At 59.8% G+C, this 20,544-nt stretch carries 16 protein-coding genes; 7 read left to right on the forward strand and 9 right to left on the reverse strand.

Annotated elements, in window-relative coordinates; all coding sequences use genetic code 11:
- Positions 1–4: 4 nt before the first annotated feature.
- Genes M2336_RS03745 through M2336_RS03755 form a run of 3 tightly spaced genes read right to left on the reverse strand, consistent with a single transcriptional unit; the run spans position 5 to position 3,830 of the window.
- The gene (locus M2336_RS03745) at positions 5–1,138 is read right to left on the reverse strand and encodes a glycosyltransferase (protein ID WP_264574020.1); all 1,134 of its coding nucleotides are present in this window, start codon (positions 1,136–1,138) and stop codon (positions 5–7) included.
- Complete coding sequence (locus M2336_RS03750; protein WP_264574021.1) at positions 1,138–2,829, reverse strand: hypothetical protein; 1,692 nt, start codon at positions 2,827–2,829, stop codon at positions 1,138–1,140. The genes M2336_RS03745 and M2336_RS03750 overlap by 1 nt, the downstream gene beginning before the upstream one ends.
- Complete coding sequence (locus tag M2336_RS03755; RefSeq protein WP_264574022.1) at positions 2,805–3,830, reverse strand: glycosyltransferase; 1,026 nt, start codon at positions 3,828–3,830, stop codon at positions 2,805–2,807. The genes M2336_RS03750 and M2336_RS03755 overlap by 25 nt, the downstream gene beginning before the upstream one ends.
- A 259-nt stretch (positions 3,831–4,089) precedes the next feature.
- Between M2336_RS03755 and M2336_RS03760 the strand changes: the two genes are divergently transcribed.
- Together M2336_RS03760 and M2336_RS03765 are read left to right on the forward strand one after the other, a co-directional pair.
- Positions 4,090–5,592, forward strand: a complete 1,503-nt coding sequence (locus tag M2336_RS03760) for a CpaF family protein (RefSeq protein WP_264574023.1) — start codon at positions 4,090–4,092, stop codon at positions 5,590–5,592.
- An 87-nt stretch (positions 5,593–5,679) separates the two neighbouring features.
- Complete coding sequence (locus M2336_RS03765; protein ID WP_264574024.1) at positions 5,680–6,486, forward strand: class I SAM-dependent methyltransferase; 807 nt, start codon at positions 5,680–5,682, stop codon at positions 6,484–6,486.
- Positions 6,487–6,515: 29 nt separating this feature from the next.
- Here M2336_RS03765 and M2336_RS03770 read toward each other — a convergent pair whose 3' ends face one another.
- Together M2336_RS03770 and acnA are read right to left on the reverse strand one after the other, a co-directional pair.
- Positions 6,516–7,193 carry a DsbA family oxidoreductase gene (locus tag M2336_RS03770; protein ID WP_264574025.1) on the reverse strand — a complete coding sequence of 226 codons (678 nt, stop codon included), beginning with the start codon at positions 7,191–7,193 and terminating at the stop codon, positions 6,516–6,518.
- A 163-nt stretch (positions 7,194–7,356) separates the two neighbouring features.
- Entirely contained in the window at positions 7,357–10,032 is a 2,676-nt protein-coding gene (gene acnA, locus M2336_RS03775) for an aconitate hydratase AcnA (RefSeq protein ID WP_264574026.1), read from the reverse strand.
- A 296-nt stretch (positions 10,033–10,328) separates the two neighbouring features.
- On the opposite strand from acnA, the gene M2336_RS03780 reads away from it, so the two are divergent.
- Complete coding sequence (locus M2336_RS03780; RefSeq protein ID WP_264574027.1) at positions 10,329–11,384, forward strand: MarR family transcriptional regulator; 1,056 nt, start codon at positions 10,329–10,331, stop codon at positions 11,382–11,384.
- Here the strand turns inward: M2336_RS03780 and M2336_RS03785 are convergent.
- Positions 11,293–12,192: a hypothetical protein gene (locus M2336_RS03785; RefSeq protein WP_264574028.1), complete on the reverse strand. Its 900-nt coding sequence runs from the start codon at positions 12,190–12,192 to the stop codon at positions 11,293–11,295. The two genes, M2336_RS03780 and M2336_RS03785, sit on opposite strands and share 92 nt — an antisense overlap.
- A gap of 266 nt (positions 12,193–12,458) precedes the next feature.
- Positions 12,459–13,352, reverse strand: a complete 894-nt coding sequence (locus M2336_RS03790; RefSeq protein WP_264574029.1) for a LysR family transcriptional regulator — start codon at positions 13,350–13,352, stop codon at positions 12,459–12,461.
- 91 nt (positions 13,353–13,443) lie between these two features.
- Between M2336_RS03790 and M2336_RS03795 the strand changes: the two genes are divergently transcribed.
- Entirely contained in the window at positions 13,444–14,961 is a 1,518-nt protein-coding gene (locus tag M2336_RS03795) for an SRPBCC family protein (RefSeq protein WP_264574030.1), read from the forward strand.
- A 357-nt stretch (positions 14,962–15,318) separates the two neighbouring features.
- On the opposite strand, the gene M2336_RS03800 is transcribed toward M2336_RS03795, so the two are convergent.
- Complete coding sequence (locus M2336_RS03800; RefSeq protein WP_264574031.1) at positions 15,319–15,759, reverse strand: cupin domain-containing protein; 441 nt, start codon at positions 15,757–15,759, stop codon at positions 15,319–15,321.
- Positions 15,760–16,176: 417 nt separating this feature from the next.
- Here M2336_RS03800 and M2336_RS03805 point away from each other — a divergent pair, with 417 nt between their 5' ends.
- The 3 genes from M2336_RS03805 to M2336_RS03815 all read left to right on the forward strand — a co-directional run bounded on the left by M2336_RS03805 (position 16,177) and on the right by M2336_RS03815 (position 19,624).
- A complete protein-coding gene (locus M2336_RS03805; protein WP_264574032.1) occupies positions 16,177–17,175 on the forward strand; it encodes a GlxA family transcriptional regulator in 999 nt (332 codons plus the stop codon).
- A 147-nt stretch (positions 17,176–17,322) separates the two neighbouring features.
- A complete protein-coding gene (locus tag M2336_RS18035) occupies positions 17,323–17,643 on the forward strand; it encodes a histidine kinase dimerization/phospho-acceptor domain-containing protein (protein ID WP_181558473.1) in 321 nt (106 codons plus the stop codon).
- A 223-nt stretch (positions 17,644–17,866) separates the two neighbouring features.
- A complete protein-coding gene (locus tag M2336_RS03815; protein WP_264574033.1) occupies positions 17,867–19,624 on the forward strand; it encodes a putative bifunctional diguanylate cyclase/phosphodiesterase in 1,758 nt (585 codons plus the stop codon).
- A gap of 199 nt (positions 19,625–19,823) precedes the next feature.
- On the opposite strand, the gene M2336_RS03820 is transcribed toward M2336_RS03815, so the two are convergent.
- A complete protein-coding gene (locus M2336_RS03820) occupies positions 19,824–20,426 on the reverse strand; it encodes a TetR/AcrR family transcriptional regulator (protein WP_264574034.1) in 603 nt (200 codons plus the stop codon).
- Positions 20,427–20,544 lie beyond the last annotated feature (118 nt).

Consider the following 20,544-nt stretch of genomic DNA (forward strand, 5'->3'; position numbering starts at 1 on the left):
GGCCTCACTCCATCAGCTTTTTCATAAGCGTCTCAATGCCTCTGTCTGGCGACAAGAAATTACGGGCAGCTAGCGGCACAGGATCGCCGCGACGCTGAGCGCAGGTCTTCAATACGATATCAGCAAGAGCTCGTGCATCTCCGGGAGGAACGAGATGGATAGCGTTTGGAAAATTGAGCGCTAAGGCAGCGACCGCCGGACTTTGGCGCGTGATGATCGCGCCGCCGGCGGCCAATATCTGATACATTTTGTTCGGAATAACCCGCGACGCCTTTCCGCTGATCCCGAAAATACCCAACGACACCGTTGCGTTCCGAATGATATCTGGCAGCGCTGCGTAATCGACCCAACGGAGCCAAGTCAGATTAGGGAGCGCGTGCTTCGTGATGAAGGATCGAGCCTTGGCTTCCTCCTGCCCAGATCCGATTATTAGCCAATGTATGGATGCGTCTCTGGCCAGAAGAGCAGCAGAGAAAATGGTGGAAATACCATGGAGGGGAATAAACTGGCCATAAAACAAAACATACTGTTTGGGCAAATTCGGAATCTTGCTTGATGAAGCCCGGAGCCGAGAAGTCCAGAAAGCGGGCTCAGCCCCGACGGGAACCGTTATGAACTTGTCTCGACGAAGACAAAATTTATCTGAGAAGTAGTCACCGTGTTGATCCGTATCTACTAAGATAAAGTCAGCGAGCAAAAGGCCAGCTTTCTCGATATTCCAAAGCAGTCTCGCCGCTAGCCCGTTTCCCCTAACCTTATCCCGATCATTCACTAACGTATCGTAAAGCGGTATGAAGGCATCGAATACAATGGTCTGACTACGAAGGCGTGCGAGCGGCCATACCACGAAGATGTCTATGATAGCGGGATACAGCAACAAGACGTGTTCATCACGGGGTCGGCGTAAAAGCCGCCATAATGCTATCGGGTATCCGAGGACGAGGCGCAAAGCTGATTTGGCAAGCTTTAACCAGCCTACCACTGACTTGTCCTCAATGCCTTTCCAAATGTCGACATTGATCTGCGCAGCAAGAACTTGCCGTTTGCCCAAGGCGGCAAGAAGCAACCGAACTCGCGGCTTTCCGCGATCGTAACTACCCCAAGCAACGAAACGCGGGACCGAAAAGGCGTCGCTCATCAGAAATAGACCCAAAGTGGCTGCGGCGGCGCTGCTGAGGCGGGCAGACGTAAGTCTTTGCCCCAGCGAAGGAGCGCCGCTCCCCCTAACGATGTCAGTTCATGCATGCCGCGATCAATTCGGACCGCCGATCCTGGGTTCAAACGTTTTCCATCCAATAAGACCGCACCACCGCTTAAAACATAAAGACCCGGAACACGAAACTCAGCTTTGAAATCCTCGGTCCCTGCAGGAATATATCTTCCTGCGACCCAAAACGGCCCCCAGAAATGCACGTAGGTTTCTCGTAACGCAGTCGCGTCGGCGGGGAGAAACTGTGTTATCGGCTGCCTTGTTCGCAAAACCTGGGTAAACATAGAATCATTTTCGATAACTAATGGCACGACTTCTTTACGCATGGTATCGACCATTGAAGGTATACTCCCCTCGCGATAGAAGTTCATCATGAACGGAGTCATGAAGATGTTAGCTTTCCGGTGCTTAGGCAACATGCCGCAGAAATCGAAATAAGCGATCTCCTCAGGAAAAATTTCGTTGGCGGCAAGGAGGACGCTTCTTTGGCGGTCTATCACAGTGAAGTCTTCCTGAGCCCATACGAGGGAAGCAGACAGGACAAACAGCGCCGTTACGAGTGAGACGCCATAGCGCCTAGCGACCATGGCAACTGGAAGCGCACACGCAACGGCGACAGGCGCCAACATGAATACGTAATAATAAGGCGCGGTATTGTGATAAAATGCTAGCGTAATGACTGGTAAGAATAGACCAAATATGGCTATTTTTTCAGAAAGAGAAAGTTGGGACTTTCGGATCGCGAGGGGGAATAGAATCATCATGATGAAGAAAGGAACAGAGAGGGCTGCAAACTTGATTGCCATCATCCAATAAGGGGGCAGCCCAAGCACGAACATTTTTTGGGCTGAACGAGAGAGTACTGTCTGGCTATCCACCTCGACCGTAACACCAGCGGTGGAATGATAGCCGAAGAGTAGTGCAAATGATCCAACGGTCAGTACCCCTGCTATCAGTAAACGAAACAAGAATGCTTTTTCGTACCCGGCTTCACGCCAGCGCAGCCAGGCAATGCCGGCAAAAGCCGGCGCGTACAAAATAATTTTGATGCTGAACATTGACGCTAGTGCCAGAAGAACTGCGAAAATTGCGACCCAGACGCCTCGAAAGGGACTGCATGCCAGCAGGACTAGAGCAGACATCGCCAACGCTGCCAGACCGGGGTCCGCTCGGAAAGAAAAGCCATGCTGAAGCACAAAGCCGACTGACAAATATGACAGCGCTGCGAGCAGTCCAGTCGACAGATTTGTAAAACGCCTTGCGAGCAGCGCGATTGCGGCCGCAACAATAATTTCGCAACCGAACATAAACATGCGGACGACGATCAACTGATCAACCGCAGTTCCTGGCAGCATAGTTGCCCAGCTAAACAGCCGTATAAAGTAGGTCTGCAATGGCGTGTAGAGGACGCCCTCATTAAGCAAGTTGGCTAGGTGGAAGTGCCAGAATGAATCCCAGTTGATGGCGCGCCGAAACACCATAGTCGCTTGTAGAACTAGGACGAAAATAATTCCGACTAATGGTGAGAAAGCGGAGAAAGAGCGAATTGGCAGGACCGGTATAAATGAAAACCGATCGCGACGATCTTGAATTTTCACAGCCTTCGCTTTCTTGGCCATCCTACCGTATATTTTTCATCCCCTTGAAGGGACGAAGGGTTCGCTGAGGAACTATTTGTGCCGAACTGATGCTCGAGCCGGCGCACGTGCTCCAATGTCATTTCCAGAAGTTTTCTATTACCGGCGATGAGGTCCGCGAGAACGCCTAACATTCCCGCCACCACGCCAAGGACAAGCAGTGCTCCGCCCAGTATCAGAGACTGGATGTGTCCAGCGGTCTCGCCGATCAAGGCGAAGTAGAGAAAGCGCACGATAGGCAGAGCACCAATGACAGCGCACGCCACTCCCGCAATCAGGAACACTCGTAGCGGATTGTACATTGTGTAGGCCCGCACCATCGTCGTGCCAGTGCTGACGATGAACTGGGGAATATTACGAAACAGGCGCGACGGCCGGAGCGTACGGTTGGTCTGGACAGGCACGCTGACGATTCCGAGCCGTTTCCGACCCGCCTGGATGAGCATATCGGTAGTGTAGGAAAATTCGCTGGTAATCGCGATGCGTTGAGCGGCCTCTCTACTTAGTGCGCGAAAGCCGCTCACGGCATCGGGGATGTGCGTGCGTGCTAATCTTTGGACAACCGCGCTACCGAGCTTCTGCAGATGTCGTTTCACGAGGCTGAAATGCGCGTTGTTCGCAACGCCTCTATCGCCAATCGTGATGTCGGCCTGACCCTTTAGAATGGGCTCTACGAGCGCGGCAATATCATTGCTCTCATACTGGCCGTCGGCATCCGTGTTGACAATTATGTCAGCGCCTGCCTTCAAAGCAGCATTGAGTCCGGTCTGAAATGCAGCGGCAAGACCCCGGTTGGTTCGGTGCTTCACAATATGGTGGACGCCGAAGCGGAGCGCGATGTCGCTCGTGTTGTCATGGCTTCCATCGTCTATAATAAGCAGTTCGATGCAATCCACGCCGGTGATCTGACGGGGAATGCTCAACAGCGTTGCAGGCAGATGTTCGGCTTCGTTGTAGCAGGGAATCTGGATGATCAGTTTCACTTGCCTGCTCCTTAACGGGCTGCGGGTCGTCCGGCGTCGGTTGAGATGATTTGAAATCTGCAATTAGACCTCGATGATCATTCATCGCGCCCTAAGGCCTGATGGTTAATATTTGATCCAAGTTCGCGTATGGCCCTGTTGAACCTGTCTCTGAGTGACGTCTACCCGGGACCCTATTATCCATTTCTCAAAGTTTTCCGCCTAGTTCTGTCTGTCGAATGCCTCCGGGTATGCATCCTGAGATAACTGAGCAGACATCATGAACGCATTTGGACGAAAGAGCGGATTGGGCGGCAAATCGTCCTTTGGCTTGGCGCGGCCTATGCACGGGCCGGGCGTCTCTTCGCAGTCAAGTCCCGCGCCATCGGTCCCGCCATCGCCAGAACCCGTACCGGCCGATCTTCCGGCCAACCCCACCCCCGATCGTCACGCCGATGCGCTCGGGCGCCTCAATGAGCGGATGAATTCCGAGCATGCGCAGACCGATCATTCGCAGGGGTTCGAGGCCAACGTCCATCGCATTAAGGAGCAGGTGCTGCCGCGCTTGCTGGAACGGGTGGACCCGGAGGCGGCCGCGACGCTGACCAAGGATGAGCTGGCCGAGGAATTCCGGCCGATCATCATGGAGGTGCTGGCGCAGCTCAAGCTCACGCTCAACCGGCGCGAGCAGTTTGCACTGGAGAAGGTGCTGGTTGATGAGCTGCTCGGGTTCGGGCCGCTCGAGGAGTTGCTGGCCGACCCGGATATCAGCGACATCATGGTCAACGGCCCGGCCCAGACCTACATCGAGAAGAAGGGCAAGCTGCAGCTCGCGCAGATTCATTTCCGCGATGAGGAGCATCTGTTCCAGATCGCCCAGCGCATCGTGAATCAGGTCGGCCGCCGGGTCGATCAGACCACGCCGCTGGCGGACGCCCGCCTGCCGGACGGTAGCCGCGTCAACGTGATCGTACCGCCGCTCTCGTTGCGCGGCACGGCGATCTCGATTCGTAAGTTCGCCGCCAAGCCGATCACGCTGGACATCATGGCGCGGGGCGACTCGATGTCCGACAAGATGGCAACGGCGCTCAAGATCGCCGGGGCCTGCCGGTTCAACATCGTGATTTCGGGCGGCACCGGCTCGGGCAAGACGACGATGCTGAATGCCCTCTCCAAGATGATCGATCCGGGCGAGCGCGTGATCACCATCGAGGACGCGGCGGAACTGCGTCTTCAGCAGCCGCACTGGCTGCCGCTCGAAACCCGGCCGCCGAACCTGGAAGGGCAGGGGGCGATCACCATCGGCGATCTCGTCAAGAACGCCCTGCGTATGCGCCCGGACCGCATCATTCTGGGCGAAATTCGTGGCGCGGAGTGTTTCGATCTGCTCGCAGCCATGAACACCGGCCATGATGGCTCCATGTGTACGCTCCACTCCAACAGCCCGCGCGAGTGCCTCGGCCGTATGGAGAACATGATCCTGATGGGCGACATCAAGATCCCCAAGGAAGCCATTTCAAAGCAGATCGCCGATTCGGTGGACCTGATCGTGCAGGTGAAGCGCCTGCGCGATGGCTCACGGCGGGTGACCAACGTCACCGAGGTGATCGGCATGGAGGGCGACGTGATCGTCACCCAGGAGCTGTTCAAGTTCGAATATCTGGATGAAGATGCGGACGGGCGGATCATCGGCGAATATCGCTCGATGGGCCTGCGTCCCTATACGCTGGAGAAGGCGCGCGGCTTCGGCTTCGACCAGGCGTTGCTCGAAGCCTGCCTCTAAGGGCAGCGCGTTCGTCCGTCATTGGGTTGCGCTCCGTCCGGGCTTGCGACATCTTGCCGCATAACGCCCCTCACGGAGAGACACCCCATGCCTTTCAGGACATCCCTCATGCTCGCCGGTGCGTTTCTGCTGGCTGGCAGTGCCGTCGCCACCGCTGCGGCTCTGGCGGCCACCGAGGCAGCCGTCACTATCAAGCCGGACATCGCCGCTGCCGTCGCTGCGCCGACCCGCACCGCCAGCAATGTTGCCCGCGATACATATCGCCACCCGGCCGAAACGCTGAGCTTCTTCGGCGTGAGTGGTAATCAGACCGTCGTTGAATATTTCCCCTCCGGTGGCTGGTATCTTGAGATTCTTGCGCCTCTGGCGGCCAAGGGCGGCGGCACCTATTATGGCGTCCAGCCCGGCGGGCAGGGGCGCCAGTCCACACAGAAGCTGATCGAGGCCAATCCTGCGCTCTATGGCGGGGTGAAGCTGGTCGAGCTGACCGAAGTGCCGGATGGCGCGGCGGATACCGTGCTCACCTTCCGCAACGTCCACAATATGGTCATGCGCGGCAATGGCGGCGAGACTTTCGGCCAGTTCTTCCGGATGCTCAAGCCCGGTGGCGTGCTGGGCGTGGTCGATCATCGCCTGCCCGAAGACCGCGACACTGCGGCCGAGAAAACGAGCGGCTATCTGAAAGTCTCGACGGTGCGCAAGCTGGCGGAGGATGCCGGCTTCGTGCTGGAGGCAAGCTCTGACGTGAACGCCAACCCGCGTGACACGGCGGACTGGGCCACCGGCGTCTGGACGCTGCCGCCGACCCTGCGCAATGGTGCGGTCGATCGGGACAAATATCTGGCGGTGGGCGAAAGCGACCGCATGACGTTGCGGTTCCGCAAGCCCGGCTAAGCGGCGCGGCCCCGCGCAGCCCCCATCTTTTATGCGGGGGCGGGCGGGTTGCCGTCTGATGGGGCCTGTGCGGCGATCTGGCGTAACGCCTGCTCATAGGCCTCGGCGGGCTGCGCGCCGGAGATCAGGTAGCGACCGTCGATGATCGCTGCCGGCACGCCTGTCACGCCGCGGGTCTGCCAGAGATATGCGGCCTGACGCACGTCATTGGCATATTCATCCGAGTCGAGCACCGCACTTGCTGAATCCCGGTCCAGCCCGGCTTTCTCGGCGGCGTCGAGGAGCACGTCAGCGGTCGCGATATTCTCGTTGCGGCTGTGATAAGCCTCGAACAAGGCGCGCGCGAGGGCCGGCTGCCGGCCTTGCAGCCCTGCCCAATGCATCAGGCGATGGGCATTGAAGCTGTTGTAGACGCGCGTCTCCAGCGAGGTCTTCATGTCGAAGCCCAAAGCGGCGGCGCGATCGCTCACCACGGCGCGGCGCTGGAGGATCTCGTCGGGCGTTGATCCATAAGCCTGCGCAAGATGATCGACGACAGTGCGTCCCTCCGGCGCCATATCTGGGCTGAGCTCGAACGGTTGGAAATGCAGGTCGACATCCACGTCACCCGCCAGGCGATCGATCGCCTCTTCAAGCCCGAGCAGGGCCAGCACGCACCAGGGGCAGGCAATATCGGATACGAAGTCTATTCTGAGGGTGCGGGTCATGGTCTCTCCTGATCGCGACGAATGTAGCGGAGGGGAGGGGGAGCACAACCCCGGCGAGGGCCTGTCTACCGCCGCCTCTGGCACATGAAGAAGGGGCGACAGACCATCGTCCATCGCCCCTTTCTCGATATCGATCGGGTCAGCGTGCCCGGTCCCTTGAACCTCAGGCCGCCAGCTTGCGCAGCACGTAGGGCAGGATGCCGCCGTTGAGGAAGTAATCCAGCTCGTTCACCGTATCGATGCGGCACAGCGCCTCGAAGGTGAAGCTGGTGCCGTCCGCGCGGCGCGCTTCCACCGTCACCGTCTGGCGCGGCTTGAGGCCGGCGACGTTGCGGATGGTGAAGCTCTCGTCGCCCTTGAGGCCCAGCGTCTCGCGGTTCGTGCCCTCGGGGAACTGCAGCGGCAGTACGCCCATGCCGACGAGGTTGGAGCGGTGGATCCGCTCGAAGCTCTCGGCCACGACCGCACGCACGCCGAGCAGGCGCGTACCCTTGGCCGCCCAGTCGCGCGAGGAGCCGGTGCCATATTCCTTGCCGGCGATGACGACGAGCGGCGTGCCGTCGGCCTCATGCTTCATGGCTGCGTCATAGATCGGCATCACTTCGCCGGCATAGCTGGTCATGCCGCCTTCCACGCCGTCCAGCATCAGGTTCTTGATGCGGATGTTGGCGAAGGTGCCGCGCATCATCACCTCATGATGGCCGCGACGCGAGCCGTAGCTGTTGAAGTCGGCGGGTGCGACCTGCCGCTCCTGCAGCCACTGGCCGGCCGGGCTGGCCGCCTTGATCGAGCCGGCCGGAGAGATGTGGTCGGTGGTGATCGAATCGCCGAAGATGGCGAGCGGCTTAGCGTCGATGATGTCGGCGACCGGCGCGGGCGTCATCTCCATGCCCTCGAAATAGGGCGGGTTGGCGACATAGGTGCTGCCGGCGCGCCACGCATAGGTATCCGAGCCGGTCACGTCGATCGCCTGCCAGCGCTCGTCGCCGGTGAAAACGGCGGCATAGCGGCTCTGGAACATGTCGCGGGTGAGCGCGCCTTCCATCACCGAGCGGACTTCCTCGTTCGAGGGCCAGATGTCCTTGAGATAGACATCCGTGCCATCGCTGCCCTGGCCGATCGGCGTTTCGACAAAATCGGTCGTGACCGTGCCCTTGAGCGCATAGGCAACCACGAGGGGCGGGGAGGCCAGGAAGTTGGCGCGCACATCCGGGCTCACGCGGCCTTCGAAGTTGCGGTTGCCCGAGAGGACTGACGCCGCGACGATGTCGTTGCCGTTGATCGCCTTGCTGATCGGATCGGCGAGCGGGCCGCTGTTGCCGATGCAGGTCGTGCAGCCATAGCCGACGAGATTGAAGCCGACGGCATCCAGATAGGTCTGGAGACCCGCCTTCTCGAGATAGTCGGTGACCACCTGCGAGCCGGGTGCGAGGCTGGTCTTCACCCACGGCTTGGGCTTGAGGCCCTTTTCGGTGGCCTTCTTGGCGACCAGACCGGCGGCGACGAGGACGCTCGGGTTGGAGGTGTTGGTGCAGCTGGTGATCGCGGCGATCACAACGTCGCCGTCACCAATGTCATGCGCCGCGCCCTCGACGGGCACGCGCACGGCGGCATCCTTCTTGTAGACCTTGGCGAGGTCGGCGTTGAAGACCTCGTCCACCTGCGTGAGGATCACCTTGTCCTGCGGGCGCTTGGGGCCGGCGAGGCTGGGCACGACCGAGCCCATGTCCAGCTCCAGCGTGTCGGTGAAGATGGGGTCGGCAGCTTCGGGGTCGAGCCAGAAGCCCTGCACCTTGGCATAGGCCTCGACCAGCGCGATCTGGTCTTCGTCACGGCCGGTGAGGCGCATGTAATCGAGCGTCTTGCCGTCGATCGGGAAGAAGCCGCAGGTCGCGCCATATTCCGGCGCCATGTTGGCGATGGTCGCACGGTCGGCGAGGCTGAGCGCCGAAACGCCGGGGCCATAGAACTCCACGAAGCGGCCCACGACGCCCTTGGCGCGCAGCATCTGCGTAACCGTGAGCACGAGGTCGGTGGCGGTGATGCCCTCGGCCAGCGTGCCGGTCAGCTTGAAGCCGACGACCTCGGGAATGAGCATGGAAACCGGCTGGCCGAGCATCGCCGCTTCGGCCTCGATGCCGCCGACGCCCCAGCCGAGCACGCCCAGGCCATTGATCATCGTCGTGTGGCTGTCTGTGCCGACGCAGGTGTCCGGATAGGCGACCGTCTCGCCATTGGCATCGACCGAGGTCCACACGGCCTGCGCGACATGCTCCAGATTGACCTGATGGCAGATGCCGGTGCCGGGAGGAACGACCTTGAAGTTGTCGAGGCTCTTGGACCCCCATTTCAGGAAGTCGTAGCGCTCCGCGTTGCGCTGATATTCCAGCGCGACATTGTCCTCGAACGCCTTGGGCGTGCCGAACTCGTCGACCATGACCGAGTGATCGATGACGAGGTGGACAGGCACCTGCGGGTTGATCTTGCTGGCGTCAGCGCCGAGCGCGTTCATCGCATCGCGCATCGCGGCGAGGTCGACCACGCAGGGCACGCCGGTGAAATCCTGCATCAGCACGCGCGCGGGGCGATACTGGATCTCGTTGCTGGAGGCCGTGGGGTTCTTGAGCCAGTCGATGACCGCCTGCGCATCATTGGTGGTGACGGTGACGCCATCCTCGAAGCGGAGCATGTTCTCCAACAGCACCTTCATCGAGAAGGGAAGGCGCGAGCAATCGCCGAGCTTCGCGGCGGCCTTCGCCAGCGAGTAATAGCCATAGCGCTTGCCACCGACATCCAGTGTGTCGCGCGTGCCAAGCGTATCCTGTCCGATCGCGGTCATCAGCGGGTCTCCTCGAAAAATATCAGTGGCTGGCACTCCGCATGGTTCTAGCCGTTCAGTGCGGTCGCAGCGCAGGGCGTTTTGATCGGTTGGGCCATAACGGTTCAATGCGACCTGTCAACGGGAGCGCGAGCGCGGGCCGGGCCAATCAGAGCGCGGACGTGGCGCCCCGGCTCGGTGCCGATAGGACTGGATTGGTGGCGGGACAGCCAATTCATCCAAAATGGAACAAAACTGGTTCAAAAGGTTAATCGAATGGCGCATATTGGTGCCAGATCAAGCAATTGAGGCTCGAAATGTTAACAGGCTTCGATGACAACCCGCGTTATGATGCAAGCTTTGCGCCCCGGCTCGACCAGATGCTGTGCGAAGCGTTGGAGCAGCCCACGGTCCTGGTGGGAGGGGATCGCCCGGCAGGTGACTTTTTGGCGCGGGCTGCAGAGCGCGCGGGACTGCAATGCATCGGGTCTACAAGCCTCACGGCCCTTCTTTGGTCGGCGGTCTCGACCGTGCCCGATCTGCTGCTGCTCGATCTAAGGGGTGAGGAGGCCCACGACTGGCTGGAGCATCCCTTGGCGCCACAAGTCATGCTGAAGGGGCGCCGCGTCTGTGTGCTCGTCGATCTGGCTTCCCTCGAGCGCGCTTTTGCGCTTCTCGAAGGCGTCGAGGCCGAGGTCTTGTGCGACCCCAGTCTTGCGGACATCGTCACGATGCTCGTCTCCGCCGGGCTGCGCCCGATGACGTCTGGACCTGCGACGATGCGCGATATCGCCGGGGACGGGGAGGGCGTTCGGCTGGAGAGACTGAGCGAGGAAGTCCGCCGGCTCGCCCAGACGCTCGAGCGACTGTCCGGCAGCGCCAAGCCTGCCTCGTCGCTAGCGGGTTCGACATCGCAAAGCGGACAGGCGCTTTCCCCGCCGCCTTCCACACAAAAGCCTCAGGTCGCAGCGGTCCCAGCCCAGCCGGCCATGGCGGAGCGGTCGCCGATCGAAAGCCGCGCCAGTGCCGCGGAGATCCGCGCCCTCATCCGGGCGCGGCGGCTCCGCGACGAGTTTCTGCCGGCGGACCTGTTCGCCGATCCCGCCTGGGACATGCTGTTGGACCTGCTGGCGGCCCGCCTTGCCGGCCAGCGCGTTTCGGTTTCGAGCCTCTGCATTGCCGCTGCCGTTCCGCCGACCACGGCGCTGCGCTGGATCACGCAGCTGACCGAGCGCAAAATCCTGGTCCGGCTTGCTGATCCCACCGATGGGCGGCGGGTATTCATCGACCTGACCGACGAGACGGCGGACGCGGCCATGCAATGGGTCGACAAAGTGCGCCGCAGGGGCGGGCTTCTGGCGCCGCCGCGTTGAAGCACAGCTTGACCCGCCCCCATAGCGACCGATAAGGGGCGCCTGTGGCGGACGAACCGTCACGATGCTGCTCCCAAATCCCGGATTGTTTCTCTATCGCACCGAGAAGGTTGCCGAACCCAATGATGTTAGGAAGATGGCTTTTACGGCCGACCTTGTCCGAATGGACGAATTGGAGCGCCTCGGGGTTCGCGGCGGCCCATTCTAGAGCATTTGTAACGATTTCGCGCGAGCGGGCGTCAGGAATATCGACGATCCGCGGCAGGATTAGACGGCAAAAATCGGCCATCTTTGACCAAGCGCGCTGATCATTCTTCTCCATCAAGGCATCGATGAAGGCGACTGCCGCCCTATCGTCGAGAATATAGGCGATCTTGAACACCAGCGGCATACGCAGCGCCGGCATATTATAAGCGTGCCAAGGCACCGCCTTATTCTCAAAGGAGTCGAACAGGGTGTCGAAAACCTTGGTTGCTACGACGTAACTCTTTTCGACCCGCGCTATCGCGAAGGCTGGTCCAGCCTTACGGATCACCTTGAGCAGGTCTTTCGCGATGCTCTCGAGTCGTCCAATTCCCAAAACTGCTGCGTGGATCTCATCCGCGCCGTACACCTGCGCAATTGCACGGATGTCGTTGGCGAAGCGGACGTCGAAGTCCGAACGCGTCAACAGCGCCGCAGTCATGAACAACGGCTGCGCCTCGTCTAGCAGCCTCGCGCCTGTATTCCCGGTTTCATCGATATAAGCGAACATGTTGATCTTCTTTCCATCGTCGGTCAGATGGGTTGAAGCCGTCGACTTCTTCACGGCCAGCTTTGCTCATGTCTTAATCGATCACTATTGGCGTGTGAATGTCGGGTTTTTAGGAAACCGGGCGGTCGAGATTGCATTTCTAAGTGACAACTAACTTCCACTTCGGTCGAAAGATATCCCGCGGCGGCCTGATGAACGAACGGCAGATTTCAGGTAACCGTTTCGAGCGGCCGAATGACCGCTTTGTTGGCGGAAGCAGCTAATTTAGAAATGCTAGCTGCCATCAGACACTAGAAGCTTCGCGATGCCCCGGTCGGATCTCAAGCCGATCGGGCAAAACTTGTAAACGCCAATGCCAAGTGATCGAAGACGGCCCGAATGCGAGGCACATCGCGCAGGTCTTCATGAGTCACGATCCATGTGTCGAGCATACCGATTTCGAGATTTGGCAGCACTTGAGAAAGACGCGGATCGGCCAGACCGACGGGCCGCTGCACGACGGCTATACCGAGGCCCGCCCGGGCGAGTGCAAGTTGCGCCGGATGGCTGTCGGTCCGCGCCGCGAAATAATCACGACGAAAGGCAGGAAAGAGCGTCGCGGCGAACTGCAGATCCGGGCCAGAGCGATCGGGCCCGATGAAATCATGTTTATCCAAATCCTCAAGGCTCTGCGGTATTCCCCTGCGGGCCAGATAGCCATTATGGGCAAATAGGGCTAGCGCGATTGACCCGGCTTTCTTGGCGACGAGCGCGCCCTGCCGAGGCGGATGCATTCGCACGGCTATATCGACCTCCTGCTCCAGCAGATCGGCCGACACGTTGCTCAAAGACAGTTCAATGGCAATGCGCGGATGCTTCTGGCGCAGGCTCGCAATCATGGGCGGCAGCACCTCGATGCCCACAAACTCCGACACGCTGAGCCGCACCACGCCCGCGACCTCACCTGGGGGCGCCGATGCAGTGCGCACAAACGCTTCGGAGGCACGCGCCATGGCCCGGGCAGCGTCGGCGAGAGCACGGGCCTCCTCGGTCGGCGCAAGGCCATTGACCGAACGCGTGAAGAGGACCGTGCGGAGCGTCTGCTCCAGCGCAGCGATACGTGCACGCACCGTAGGCTGTGCAACGCCAAGGCGCCGCGCCGCACCGGATAGGCTGCCTTCCTCGAACACGGCGAGGAACGCACGCTGATGGTCCCAGTCGATGTTATTGCTCATAAAAAGTCTTCTAGCAGATAGAGATATTTCAGCAATTCTATATGATCTTTGTTGCGGGCATCCTTTGGCCATCAGCTAGAGGAGAAGTGAGGTGAGGAAGAACAACACAGCACTGGTATTGGGCGCCACGGGCGGCATAGGCGGCGAGGTTGCCTGCCAGCTTCGCGATGCGGGCTGGGATGTGCGCGCGCTCAGGCGTGGCCAACAGAACACCACCGTACGCGATGGCATTACCTGGATTGGGGGCGACGCGCTCAATCGCGATGACGTGATGGGAGCGGCACGGGGCTGCTCAGTGATCGTGCACGCGGTGAACCCTCCGGGCTACCGTCATTGGGCGGAACTCGTGCTGCCTATGCTCGACAACACCATCGCCGCAGCGACAGCTCAAAGCGCCACCATCGTGCTGCCCGGCACGGTCTATAACTTCGGTCCGGACGCCTTCCCGGAGTTGCGCGAAGACTCACCCCAGCGCCCGCTGACCCGCAAGGGCGCGATCCGCGTCGAATTGGAGCAGCGTCTGCGCCTGGCAACCGCCGGCAATGTGCGCGCAATCCTCGTTCGCGCGGGTGACTTTTTTGGCCCAAAACCTGGCAACAGCTGGTTTTCACAAGGGCTGGTCAAGCCAGGGCAAACAGTGAATGCTGTCAACCTTCCTGGCCGGACCGGCGTTGGGCACCAGTGGTCTTATCTTCCGGATGTAGCGCGCACGATGGTGGAATTGCTCGCGCGCCGTGACTCATTGGAGCCGTTCGCAGTGTTTCACATGGCGGGGCACTGGGACGCCGATGGCGCGCAGATGGCCAATGCCATCCGCCGCGTTGCGGCCCGGCGCGGCGGCGACACGCCAAAACTGCGCGCGTTCCCATGGTGGCTGCTCACACTCGCCTCGCCCTTCGTGACGACTTTCCGCGAGTTGCGTGAGATGCGCTACCTATGGCGGGAGCCGGTGCGCATGAGTAACGATAAGCTGAAATCCGTCCTCGGAGCGGAGCCGCATACCCCGCTCGATGAAGCCGTGGAATCCGCGCTGGACGGATTGGGCTGTCTCGCGCCGGCCAAAGCGACAACCAGTGCAGTCCCGGTTGGCACCGCGCTGGCACTCGCGGCCGCTCTTGCCATCGGTGCGCCGTCTTCACCCGGCCAAGCACGGGTGAATCATATCGACACGGCAGCGCCAGTCATTTCGCGCAACGAGATATTCATTGCTGCCCCGGTCGAAACCGTTTGGGCCGTGCAGACTGACATATCGGCATGGACGCAGTGGCGACCAACGGTCACCGCTGCACATCTTGATGGCGAACTCAAAGCTGGCTCAGCCTTCAAGTGGGAAGAAGGCGGACTGAAGATCACATCGACTGTGCAGGAACTCATCCCGATGCGCCGCATCGTCTGGACTGGCCCCGCCCAGGGCATCGATGCCGTGCACAAATGGGAGTTCATCCGAACCAACGGCGGGGTTCGCGTGCGTACCGAGGAATCTTGGAGCGGGAACGTTGTAAACAAGAACGCCGTGACGCTGCAGCCGATGCTTGATCGCGCCTTACAGGATTGGCTCACGCGCCTTAAGGCGACAAGCGAAGCCCGGTCTGAGAGACCGTCTCATTGAGTGATACCGCCGACTTGAGATTGCAACCGGCTCGCTTGCTGCCTGTGAGAAGGTTCCACACTGATTGCAGCCATCGCCGTCCTAGGCCGGTCGTTAGCTAACGGCCCGGCGTCACTCGTGACTGCCGGGCGCCGGTCCCAACGACATTCGAAACCCGGCACGGATGTGAGCCTTTGTGGACGTATCTGTCCTATGTTGCAGACACCATGGCCTGGCCGTTGGACCGCACGGACCTGCCGGAATCCAGTTCCTTCGAATTGGAGGCCAAGGGAACCTTGATGGATGCCACCTGGTGTGGGCCCCACCTCCCGGGCGCCGAGGGATCCTGCTGACCGAAAACAGATGCCAGTTTGGCGTTCATTCCTTCAACTCAACTCGAAGGATGCGGATCGGGACAGTGCCGGGGTTTTCGACCGAATGGGGCGCCTCAGTTGCATGCCATTGTGTTATCGGAAGGGCAGCGGGCGCCGCAGCCTCGTCGCGGACAATGCGGCCCTCTCCATTGCGCTCGCGAAGGGCGCCTCGCTGCATGACATACAGGACGCTCGCGTTACAGTGCGCATGCAGCGGCTCACGCTGGCCGGGCAAGACGGTGACGTCCAACACCCGTACCCGATCATTCTCCAATAAGACTTTGTGATTGTCTGGCGCGGCGCGGACCGCGTCGAGCTCAGGCCTCCACGGGCAAGCCGCTTTCGCGCCCGGTGCAGCCGCGTGGGCGGCATCCCCAAGCCAATGCGGCGCCGAGTAGCCTAAAATGAGTCCGAGGCCGAGCAATCCCCATGCCGACGCCTTCATTCCGATACTCCCCAATTGATCTGAGGCAATTTTTACACGGTGGTTACGGGCGCACAATAGTTCCGGTCATCGTCTACCCGCCTCAAAATGAAAGAGCGCGTGGTACGTCTCAAAGCGGTCAAACTCCCAAGCTGAACCACCGGCAGCTATTAGGAGGTGAGTTCTTCCGTCTGAATGACTGCTTTGGCGGCGAAGTCGGTCGTATCTGTGCGCGCTGGCTGAGTTCAAGGGATTAAAAGAGCTATGCTCTGCCATGGGTAACGGCAGCAGAAGCTGACATGCTATGTCGAGCTGCGCCGCTCGGACATCCGCAGCTGCATTTGCTCTGACAGACCCCATTGTTGTAGGTAATTGAGCACCCGAGGCGTATCGTGTTTCTGATCGGTGATCTTGCGTCGCCGCGGAGCGCTTCAGGCCATGCTCGTCACAATCTTTGCCCCAAGCAACGTTCATCTGCTGGAAATAGCCGGTGTACGAGACGCGCTGTTTGAAGCGAATTGCAAAATGGGGTCCGGTAATCGCTATCGCGTCAAGCTGGTGACAGAACGGGGCATGCCGGAGCAAAGCGCCTCCGGCATCGTTTATCTGCCTGACGCCAGCATCTACGACGAGACAGAGCCGTGCGACACTTTGATTGTAGCAGGGCCATATGGCGTCCCGTCGCCCCAAAGCGAAGCAGTTAATGAGTGGTTGCGGGAGCAGTCACGGCAGTCCCGGCGTCACGGATCGACGTGCACCGGGGCCTTCTTGCTGGCTCATGCGGGATTGCTGGCGGGTCGTCGTGCGACAACCCACTGGGAGTATGCTGCACGCCTTGCCGCCGACTTTCCGGACATTTTGGTAGAACCCGACCTCATCTTCGTGCGCGACGGACCAGTGTTCAGCTCCGCAGGGGTAAGCGCAGCGATAGACCTCGCATTTTCGTTGATCGAGGAGGATCACGGGCGGGCACTGGCGCTTTGGGTGGCACGGCGGCTGGTCGTCTTCTTGAAGCGACCCGGCGGTCAGTCGCAATTCAGCGCACTGTTGACCGCACAAACTGTTTCCAACAGCCCGATCGACAAGATAAGACTTCACATCCTCGAACATCCCCGCGCGAAGCTGAGCCTTGCAACCCTTGCAAAGATTGCTGGCGTAAGCTCGCGCCATCTCTCCAGGCTGTTCCGCGCCGAACTCGGCATGAATCCAATCGCATATGTCGAATTGACCCGGATCGATATTGCGCGACGACTGCTGGAAGAAAGTTCCGCTCCGATAAAAGCGATTGCCTACACTGCCGGGTTCGGCTCGACGACCACGCTCAGACGGGCATTCCTGCGCAGGATGGGCGTCACGCCCGTAGAGTACCGCATGCGCTTTCACAGCAGCGGAGGCGGAGAGCCGATCAACGTCGAAAGAGCCGCTATTCTGTCCTGAATGGTCGCATCAGCGAAGTTGAAAACAGCGCTGCGGGACGACATCGTGGTGCCAAGAGGCGATGGCAACTCGTTCCCGTAGGCTCACGATAAGTGAAAAGACATAAAGCGCGGCAGTCTCGCCACCCCAGCGTGGAGATTTCAGCAAATGATACAAAACGCTGTTGAGCAATGGCAAAATGTTCCGCTCCGCAAGGACTCTCTTTTCGATACCTACTTCCACACTTTGTCGCATGATCTCAGGACACCGCTCACCCACATCACGGGATTTGCTGAGCTTCTCAAGCTCGATGGAAACCTTGGGGCAACCCAGCAGGAATATGCCTCTGCAATCGTGTCGGCATGCAGCGAGCTGCAAAATACGGTCCTGGCGCATCTTCGCCTCATAGAAAGTAGCCTTCAGGCTGCATGTCAGATGCCTCCGCTTGCTGACGACGCGTCTTCGCCCGCACCTCAGAGCGACACGTAAATCCAAAAATATCTTTACCGGATATCGCAGCTTGGTGACCCGCTCGACCAGGCCACGAGACGTTTGCCGTACCCCGACGAAACTGGCGTCGATTTGTCTCGAAACGCCGCGCCGCTGAAATTGAAACGTCGGCACCACGGCATCATCCTCTAGCACGGAGGCATGGGATGAGATCTGATCTTTACGCGCTCATCGCGATGAAACTCGAAAGCCTGTTTGCGAGATGACTCCCGATGCGGCCGACGGCACGATCGTGGAGCCCGGTAGAACTGGTTCCCCGTTGCTGCGATGGCCTCGCCTCCTCGGTGGGCGCGGAGGCCAGTGTGTAACAGAGCTCTTTTCCAAACTTGCGCTCGATCATGTCAGCGATGGCCTGCTCGTCGCGGACATGCGCCTCCGGGGGCAGCCCATAGTCCTGGTAAACCCAGCATTCGAAAAAATTACTGGCTATTCTGTTGACGAAGTCATCGGCAAGAACTGCCGCTATCTCCAGGGAAGCGATCGGTTGCAGCCGGAACTTACGGAAATACGGGCTGCGCTTGCGGAGGCGCGCGCCTGCTCGGTGACACTGCGCAACTACAAGCGGGACGGAACGATGTTTCGCAATGCTTTGCGTCTGGAGCCGTTTCGGGACTACCTAGGGCACCTCACGCATTTCGTGGGCCTGATCCGGGATGTCACGCACGCACCGGGTCTCGATCGGCTTACCGGACTGCTGGATCGTTATGGGTTGCTCGACCGGCTGGCACAGATCGAAATGTCGGCGAACTCCGCCTTGCTGGTCATCAAGCTCGACGTCCTGCGGTTCCGTGACGTCAACAACGGTTTCGGATACGATGTCGGTGATGCGCTGCTTCGTTCGGCGACAGCGCGTCTGGCTGTTGTGCCAGCCCTGGCTATCGCTCGCGTCGGCAGCAATAACTTCATCCTGGCCTTCGCGCTCGATGATGCCAGCCGTGCGGGCAAGATCGTCAATGAGGTCCTCGACTTGCTGAGACCCCGATTTGTCCTGCCTGGCGCATCGCTTACAGTGCAGTTTGCCGCTGGCTTCGCTGTCGGGCTCGCCGGAACCGATCCTCTTCTACTGGTCCGGCATGCAGGTGCGGCGATGCAACGATCCAAAGCGACGCCCGACCACGGCCCCCATCCGTTTGAGGAAGCAGATGACCGAGACGCGCGTAATCGCATTCGGCTCGCGAACGAACTGCAATCCGCCGTTTCCAACGACGAGCTGCTGTTTCATTATCAGCCCCAGGTCGATCTGCGATCCGGTGACCTGATCGGCGCTGAAGCTCTGCTCCGTTGGGACCACGGCGTATTCGGCCTCCAGCTACCCGGCCGGTTCATCGCCGTTGCTGAAGAGACCGGCACCATGATGGAGATCGGAGCGTGGGGCCTGCGTACGCTCGCGACGTATGCAGCGCGGGTCAATCAAAACCGTCGGATACCGCTCCGGTTCGCTTTCAACATGTCGGTGATGGAGTTCACGCGAAGGGACGTCGTCGCCTTTGTCGAACAGGTGCTCAACGAAACCGGGTGCAAGGCCGAATGGCTGACGCTGGAGCTTACCGAAGAGCTGATGGCCCCTGAGTCGGACGATATACGCCGATCCTTCGAACATATGCGGCGCCTGGGGGTCGGCATTTCGATCGACGATTTCGGCACGGGCTATTCCAACCTACGCTATCTCGAACGGTTTCCACTCAGCGAGATAAAGATTGATCGTAGTTTCGTGCGGGAAGTGGCGCACAACCATGTCAAGCACGTCATCGTTGAAAGCATCGTGAAGCTCGGAGTGGCGCTCGACGCGCGCGTCGTCGCGGAAGGCATTGAGACTGAGGCCGATCGAGTGATGATGCGGACACTGGGCTGTTCGGTGGGACAAGGCTACCTCTTCGCGCCGCCGCTCGACGAACAGCGCTTCGAAATCCTACTCAATCAAGGAATTGTAATGCGCGAGGACCGTCTGTCTAAGAGTTAAAGCGAATGTGCGCCCCCCAATGCCATCGTGCACCTCGCAGGCGAACAAGACGCAGCCCATTTGTGAACAAATATGACGATGGCTTCTTTGCCACCTGACCGTTTCACATTTGGTGAGTAATGCTCACCTGAATGAGCGGCAGCTATTGGGTCACCGAAACCTTGCTTCCAACGACCGCTTTGTTGGCGAACGCGATGGCTTACAAGCTGGCACCGTGGGCCTTGAGGGCTTCAATCACCCGGGCCTCGGCCAAGCTGAGCGGATCGGTTTCTCCCATGAGTGCAAAGCTTCCCCCCAGCGCGAAGCTGCAATGACCATGAACGGTGGCGATCAGCGAGCGCGCCAGGCGAGCAGCGTCGGCCTTCGCTTCATCGGGGAGTATCGCTTCCACCTCACGCACAATGATCGTGGTAAGCCGCACGCGCTCCGCCGCCAGCGTCTCCGGCATTTCCATGCCTTCTGGAAGGCGGTGCTCGTAGATCGCAGCCCACAAATTGGGATTGGATTCTGCGAAGTCGAAATAGCCTGTTACGAGACATCGAATGCGTGCAGCGCCCGACGCATGCTGCAGGCGATCCTCCAGCCATTGCGCCCACCGCGTGAAGGTTCGGCTGTTGACGGCCAGCACCAGCCCGTCGACGTTCCCGAAGACGTGCATGATCGTTCCGACCGAATAGCCGATCCGCTTGGCAACTTCCCGCGCGGAAAAGCGGCTGTAGCCGGTTTCCTCCATCAAGCCCTGCGCGGAGTCCAGAATGAGCGCTTCCAGTTCTTCGCGGCCGTGATCTGATCGTCTGCCCATAAACGAGCTTTAGGAAATTAATTGAACGGCGTCTAATTTATTAATTGCACATCGTTCAATTATGGGTTAGCCCTGGCCCAATTGAAGTGGGGGAAGCGTCATGACGACGATCTTGTTC

Origin of the sequence: Sphingobium sp. B1D7B, assembly GCF_025961965.1 — a bacterium.
In the GTDB taxonomy this organism is placed as follows: domain Bacteria; phylum Pseudomonadota; class Alphaproteobacteria; order Sphingomonadales; family Sphingomonadaceae; genus Sphingobium.